Source organism: Sphingomonas sp., assembly GCF_964263785.1.
Taxonomy (GTDB): domain Bacteria; phylum Pseudomonadota; class Alphaproteobacteria; order Sphingomonadales; family Sphingomonadaceae; genus Sphingomonas.
Genome location: NZ_CAXVWL010000109.1, coordinates 1 through 4,615, shown reverse-complemented (window position 1 = coordinate 4,615; position 4,615 = coordinate 1). Strand labels below are relative to the sequence as shown.

Annotated in this window: 6 protein-coding genes; 5 read left to right on the top strand and 1 reads right to left on the bottom strand. The window is 70.6% G+C overall.

Going from position 1 to position 4,615, the window contains the following annotated elements; all coding sequences use genetic code 11:
- The 5 genes from ACE5C1_RS14355 to ACE5C1_RS14335 form a co-directional block, all read left to right on the top strand.
- On the top strand, positions 1-631 hold a 631-nt coding region (locus ACE5C1_RS14355), incomplete at its 5' end, for a hypothetical protein (protein ID WP_374944755.1).
- Positions 628-1,209, top strand: coding sequence for an exonuclease domain-containing protein (locus ACE5C1_RS14350; protein ID WP_374944754.1), 582 nt, complete (start codon positions 628-630; stop codon positions 1,207-1,209). The genes ACE5C1_RS14355 and ACE5C1_RS14350, both read left to right, overlap by 4 nt.
- Positions 1,206-1,793, top strand: coding sequence for an AAA family ATPase (locus ACE5C1_RS14345; RefSeq protein WP_374944753.1), 588 nt, complete (start codon positions 1,206-1,208; stop codon positions 1,791-1,793). Before ACE5C1_RS14350 ends, ACE5C1_RS14345 begins: the two co-directional genes overlap by 4 nt.
- 56 nt (positions 1,794-1,849) lie before the next feature.
- Positions 1,850-2,716, top strand: a complete 867-nt coding sequence (locus tag ACE5C1_RS14340; RefSeq protein ID WP_374944756.1) for an aldo/keto reductase — start codon at positions 1,850-1,852, stop codon at positions 2,714-2,716.
- Positions 2,717-2,858: 142 nt separating this feature from the next.
- Entirely contained in the window at positions 2,859-3,737 is an 879-nt protein-coding gene (locus ACE5C1_RS14335) for an HNH endonuclease (RefSeq protein WP_374944752.1), read from the top strand.
- A 25-nt stretch (positions 3,738-3,762) separates the two neighbouring features.
- Here ACE5C1_RS14335 and ACE5C1_RS14330 read toward each other — a convergent pair.
- Positions 3,763-4,615 (bottom strand): hypothetical protein (locus tag ACE5C1_RS14330; protein ID WP_374944751.1); only part of this gene is annotated, 853 nt, incomplete at its 5' end.

The following is a 4,615-nucleotide window of genomic DNA, read 5'->3' as shown; positions in this document are numbered from 1 at the left end:
CGCCAGGTCGCTCGCGACGCTCGCGGCGGGCGCAGTCCGGACGAAGCGCGTCCTGTACTGGCGGCCGATCATCGCTGGGATAAACGATGGCGACGACCGCATCGCCGAGGCGCTCGCGCTCGCCCGTCTCGCCGACGCGACAGTGTTCACCGGTCTATTCCACCGCGACCAGATACGGGACCACCTTCGCTCGCTCGGCGTGCCCGATCTCTACGCTACGGCGCCGCGCCGCAAGATCATGCCACGGCTTGTCGAGCGCCGCATCCTCGCCGCGTTCGGCGACCAGCCGATCTTCCGCAAGACGTCGTGCGCGGTCGCCTTCGCCCACGGGATCTCGGACTACAACGGACACATCGGCATCGAGCGCATCTGCGACATCTGCCCGGAGCGCCAGGTCGGCATTTGCGCCGCAGCGCACGTCGAACCCCCGCGCGCCGCGATCGAGTCCCTCGCCGGGCAGGCGGGCCTCGACGCGGCAACCGTCACGGTCGGCGATGGCAGGATCCTCGTCGACGGCAGCATCGAGCAGCAGCGCTACTTCATCCAGCACGCGACCGGGTTCCAGGTGCACGACAGGGCGCATCCGCACCTGCCCGGCCGACATGGCCGCGCCGAGGAGGGTTGGGAATGAACCAGAGGATGTGGGCGGTCGACGTCGAGGGGAACGGCGGCTCGCCGCCCGAGATCGTTGAGCTCGCCATCGTCGAGATGTCGGGGCTCGCGCTGACGGGGCGTCACAGGCACTGGCGGTTCAGGCCGAAGGGCGGGATAACCCCCATGGTGTCGCGCATACACGGCATCTGGGAGCGCGACGTCGCGGATGCGCCCGAGATCGAGGACGTCGCCGACGACGTGCTCGAATGGCTGGAGGACGCCCCGATCGTCGGCCACAACGTACGGGTCGAATTGGAGACCATCGGCCGCGCCATCCCGGATTGGACCCCCGTCGCGGCATACGATACCCTCCGGGTCACGCGGCGGCTGCTGCCCGGCGAAGCGAAGCATGGGCTGGAGTACCTGGGCACCGCGCTCGGGCTGGCCGACGCAGCGCGTGCGGCAACCGGCGGGGCCTCGCATTCGGCCCCATACGACGCCGCGCTGTCGGCCATCCTGCTCGACCATCTGCTCTCCCCCCTGACCGAGGCCGAGCGGCGGGAGGTGCTTGACGACGCCGACATACTGCGCGCGCGGCAGGGCTCGCTGCTTTGAGCGGACGCCCCTGCAAGATCGCGATCGCGGGCACGCACTCCACGGGCAAGACGACTTTCATGCGGCGGCTGCAGGATGAGCTCGTCCGCCGCGGCCTCCGACCAGCCTACGTCCACGACAGCGCGGTGAACGCCCGCGAACTCGGCTTTCCGATTCTCAGGGACCACACCTTCGAGAGCACGGCGTGGATCATGGCCGAGGCGATCCGGCTCGAGACTGTCGCGTCGCTGACGGCGGACGTCATCCTCGTCGACCGGCCGGTCCCGGACGCGCTCGGCTACCTTAGCGCCGCGCTCAGGGTGACGCACCGCGTCCTCCCGCCCGGTCGGCTCGAGCGCCTCGAGGCCATTTGCGCCGCCTGGGTGGGCGAATACGACATGATGCTCGTGACGGAACTGGACCCGGCCGTCCCGATCGGCCCGGGGCGCGACGACGACAACCTGTTCCGTGCGGCGGCAGCCGAGGAGATCGCTGCCATCATGGGGCGGCTCGCCCCCGACGCGATGGTCGTGAGGTCCACGGACGCCGAAGAGGCGCTCCGTTGCGCCATCGCGGTCGCCAAGCGCGACCGGGCGTCGGCCTGAGCGCGTCGCAGCCGACTGGCGCCGACGTCGCCAAGTGTGCCGCCGGGCCGCTGCGGGTGGGCCTGGGCTGCATGGCGCTGACCGGCATCTACGGCGCGATCGAAGCCGACGTCGCCAAGGCTACGATCCACCGGGCCCTCGATCTCGGCATACGGCTCTTCGACACCGCCGCGCTCTACGGCGATGGCGCGAACGAGGAGCTGCTGGGCCGCACGCTCGGCGGGCGGGGCGACGTCTTCGTCGTCACCAAGTTCGGCCTGGAGGTGCAGGGCGATAGCCTCGTCCGCGATAGCGCGCCGGCCGCGATGCGCCGATCGGTCGACACTTCGCTGCGGCGGCTGCGACGCGACCGGATTGACCTCCTGCTCCAGCACCGGCCCGACCCGCTCGTGCCCGACGAGGAGGTCGCGGCGATGGCCCGCGACCTGGTGCAGGCCGGCAAGGTCGCCGAGTTCGGCCTGTCCGGCACGCCCGTCGACAGGATCGGCCGCTTCACCGGCACTGTCCGCGTCGCCGCCGTGCAGAACGAGCTCTCGATCGCCGCCCCGGACCGCGCCGGGGACGCCGCGGCGGCGGACCGCTTCGGAGCGATGCTGATGGGCCACTCGCCGCTGGGCCGCGGGCTGCTCACCGGCCGGGCCGGACGCCCACCTGCGGCCGACGACCTGCGGTCGGGCATGCCCCAGTTCCGCGATGCGCCCTCCGACCTGGACGCAAATTGCCTCAATGCACTCGAGGAGATCGCCGCCTCCCGCGCGCTGCCGATGGAGGCCATCGCGCTGGCGTGGACGCTGCACCTCGGCGGGAACGTCGTCCCCATCCCCGGCTCCCGCAGTCCCCAGCAGGTCGAGCGCATCGCCAGCAGCGCGGAGGTGGCGCTCACGCCGGAGGAGGTCGGCCGGCTGGCCGGTGATGGCGACTGAACGGCCGCGGCGTCCAACATTTTAATCCTTTTCCGCTTCAAATGCACGGCCGCCGCTCCATAGTGTCGATGTGAGGTGCTGGTGGGTCAACCACGCGCAGACGATGCGTCAGGAGGTGGACGGGGGCTACCTTTGGTCTCCCGTGGCCGAGGCGAACGGCGCCAGGAGCCGGTTCTACGACAACATGCGCCATGCCGCGCCCGGCGACGTCGTCCTCTCCTACGCGGATGGGCGCGTCGGCAGGGTCGGCATCGTGGCCGACTTCTCGATCAGCGCGCCGAAGCCCGAAGAGTTCGGCAGCATCGGCGCATACTGGAACGCCACCGGGTGGCTGCTCCCCGTGCAATGGCTGGACGCGCGGATGGAGGTCCGGCCCAAGGAGCTGCTCGGCCGGCTCGCCCCGCTCCTGCCCGCCACGCACTCGCCGATCCAGCCCGCGACGGGCAACGGCAACCAGAAGGCCTACCTCGCCGAGGTCGACCGGGCCGTGGTCGACCTCGTCCTCGACGCCGCCGGCCTGCCGGCGGTCGACCTGCTCGCGGCGCCCGCCCGGACAGCCGCGGACTTCGCGACCACGCTGGAGGATCTGATCGAGGCGGACATCAGGCACGACGTGTCGCTGGACCAGACGGTGCGCGAGCAGCTCGTCCGGGCGAGACGGGGACAGGGGCTCTTCCGGAGACGCGTCCTGGACGCGGAGCCCGTGTGCCGGATCACCGGGATCGCGACGCCCACGCTGCTCGTCGCCAGCCACATCAAGCCGTGGCGCGCCTGCGGCACATCGGCCGAGCGCCTGGACGGAGCCAATGGCCTGATGCTGGCGCCGCACGCCGATTTCCTGTTCGACCGCGGCCTGCTCGGCTTCGAGGACGATGGAAGGCCGCTGTTCTCGTCGCGGCTGACCGACGCGGACGCCGACAAGCTCGGCATGCACGTCTCGCAGCGCCCGCCGCCGCGCCCCCTGGGGGAGAATAGCCGCGGCTATCTCGGCCACCACCGCGCCAACGTGTTCCTGGCGTGACCCGAAATCGTGGCGTCCGCGCCCGTCAGAGCGGGAGGCGCGCGCCGAACTCGTTGGCGACCAGGATCTCGAGCCGCAGGACGAGCATCGTCTGCGCGAACAGGGTCGAGCAGCGCGCCAGGTAGGTCGCATAGCCCATCGTCCGAGCGTCGCCCTGCCCGCCCTTCCCGGAACGGTATTCGATCGTGCCGCTCGTCCGGTCGAACACCATGCCGCCGTGGTGGGACGCGTTGCGAACTTGGTTGTCGAACTCGGCGCAGACGGCGGCCATCGCCGCGTTGTCGGCGACCGCGCGGCAGCGGCCCGCCTTGTCGCTGCGCTGGTAGTCGGCGAACGGGATGTTGCGCAGCTGGTCGAACGGCCGATCCTCGACGAGATTGTTTAGGCAGACGAGGAACTCGACGTTGTCTCCGAACGCTTCGAACGCGTTGCCGTAAAACATGCGCGTGGCGTCGAAGTCCGTTGACGCGGCCACCTGGTCGTCGCCGACCTCGAGGCCCGACATGACGAGCTGGTGGACCTGCGAGAACTCCGAGAAGGCCGCAAGATACGCCTTGGCCGTCTCGAAGTAGCGCCGCGCGTGCGCCGCGCTCATGTGGTCGCCATAGTGCCGGACGAAGCGCCCGAAGTCAGCTTTGTCCCTCACCACCAGCAGCTGTTGGAAAAGCCCCTCGAAGCGCTCCTCGTAGCGAGGCTGGACCAGGCTCGCCGCGAACTGGAACACCCAGTCGGCGAGGGTGTCGGGCGGATCCTGGTAGCCGGCCTTGGGCGCGAACGCCGCCAGGCGCCTGCCCGCGAGGTCATCCCTGCCGTTCCGGTGCAGCGACCAGGCAGCCCTCAGCTGCGGCCACTCCTCGGTGATCCGGGCCCGCCGGGGC